The following is a 1,738-nucleotide window of genomic DNA, read 5'->3' on the forward strand; positions in this document are numbered from 1 at the left end:
CTGATGGAAATGGAAGCCACGCAAGCACCTTAAAATCACCATCATACACTAAATCAGTAAGTTGGCAGCATTACCATCCATTTCAAAGGGAGGATGATGAGATCGGGAATAAAAACAAATACGACTAATAATGAATATAAAACCAGGACGTAAGGGAAAACGCCTCTGACTGCATCATCGAATTTGAGTTTTGCCACCCCTGAAATAACGTTAAGTACATTACCGATAGGCGGTGTAATTAAGCCGATTGAGCAGTTAATGATAAACATGACACCGAAATAAATCGGATCGATTCCTGCCTCTTTAACTAAAGGCATTAATACCGGGGTAAGAATTAATACCGTCGGCGTTAAATCCATGACCATGCCGACAATCAGGATAGCCACCATAATGACGATAAACAGCAGACGCGGTGAATCGACCAACGGTTGCAGTAAATCAGAAACCATCATCGGCAGTTCAGCAATGGTAATCAGCCAGGCGGAAACTTGTGCCGAGGCCACCAGAAACATAACCACTGAGGTGGTTTTCGCCGCGCCAATGAGTACATGCCAAAGTGTGGCGAAGGTCATTTCACGGTAAATAACTGTGGCGACAAACAGCGCATAGAAAGCAGCAACGGCCCCGGCTTCGGTAGGGGTAAACAGACCGGAGCGAAACCCGCCAATAATGATGACTGGAAGAAACAGCGCCCAGATACCGGAGACAAAAGAGTGCCAGATTTCCTGCATCGTTGCTTTTTGCTGGCGGGGTAAATTAAGGCGACTGGCCTGCCGCCACCAGGTAAGCATCAGCGTTGCGCCCATCATTATGCCAGGGGCAATGCCCGCCATAAACAGCTTACTGATGGATAATCCGCTGGAAACACCGAAGATAATAAACGGAATGGAAGGGGGAATAATTGGCGCGATAATGCCGCCAGAGGCAATCAGCCCCGCCGCCCGGTTGACCGGGTAGTTGGCGCTGCGCATCATCGGCACCAGTAGAGCGGCAACGGCGGCGGTATCCGCAACGGCAGAACCAGAAAGGCTCGCCATAATCATAGCTGCCAGCACGCCGACGTAGCCCAGCCCGCCTGGTTTATGCCCCACCAGTTTCATCGGCAGGTCAACAATGCGTTTTAACAAGCCGCCCGCATTCATGATTTCACCCGCCAGCACAAAGAACGGAATCGCCAGGAGGGAGAAGCTATCGGCTCCGTTCACCAGCGTTTGTGCCATGATCTGGACATCAAACATGTCCAGCCAGAACATTAACGCCGCCCCGCACAACAACAGTGCCCAGGCAATAGGCAAACCGATAGCAATACCACCCAACAGACAGCCCAGAAAAATCAGCACAGCCATGATTAAGCTCCTTGCGGTGGCGACGTTAGAGAATTGCTACGCGTGATGAGTTGATATAAATGACGCAGTTCAAAGAATGCGATAACGAGGCTGGTGGGCAGACAAGCGGCATACATCAGGCCGATGGGCAAACCGAGGATCGGTGAATAATCGCTCCAGTCCTGAATTGTTTTTAGCGTTGCGCCCCAGGCCAGTGCGCCACAAATAAATAAGATTAAGGAATGGGTAACCAGAGCGACTCGTCGTTGCCATGCGGGGGAGAGTTTCTCCACCAGAAAGGTGACCTGAACGTGGGCGTTATCCATAAAAGCCACAATCGGGTAATGACTCCAACTTACTGATAGTGTTTTATGTTCAGATAATGCCCGATGACCTTGTCATGCAGCTCCACC

The 1,738-nt window shown here is 50.3% G+C and carries 2 protein-coding genes and 1 pseudogene; all 3 read right to left on the reverse strand.

Annotation, left to right across the window (positions count from 1 at the left end):
* Positions 1 to 53 precede the first annotated feature (53 nt).
* The 3 genes and pseudogenes from yiaN to ABZJ92_RS21780 all read right to left on the reverse strand — a co-directional run bounded on the left by yiaN (position 54) and on the right by ABZJ92_RS21780 (position 1,737).
* Positions 54 to 1,346, reverse strand: a complete 1,293-nt coding sequence (yiaN, locus tag ABZJ92_RS21770; protein WP_000279577.1) for a 2,3-diketo-L-gulonate TRAP transporter large permease YiaN — start codon at positions 1,344 to 1,346, stop codon at positions 54 to 56.
* A gap of 2 nt (positions 1,347 to 1,348) precedes the next feature.
* Positions 1,349 to 1,663: pseudogene (locus ABZJ92_RS21775) on the reverse strand (TRAP transporter small permease subunit); the annotation flags it as partial.
* Between the two features lie 17 nt (positions 1,664 to 1,680).
* Positions 1,681 to 1,737, reverse strand: coding sequence for an IS1 family transposase (locus ABZJ92_RS21780; RefSeq protein ID WP_003032489.1), 57 nt, complete (start codon positions 1,735 to 1,737; stop codon positions 1,681 to 1,683).
* Position 1,738 lies beyond the last annotated feature (1 nt).

The sequence above is a fragment of the Shigella sp. FJ200513 genome, from assembly GCF_040495915.1.
GTDB lineage: Bacteria > Pseudomonadota > Gammaproteobacteria > Enterobacterales > Enterobacteriaceae > ECMA0423.

Bases quoted from the DNA above. Each gene is read 5' to 3' on its own strand.
- yiaN (WP_000279577.1), bottom strand. From the start codon at position 1,346: ATGGCTGTGCTGATTTTTCTGGGCTGTCTGTTGGGTGGTATTGCTATC.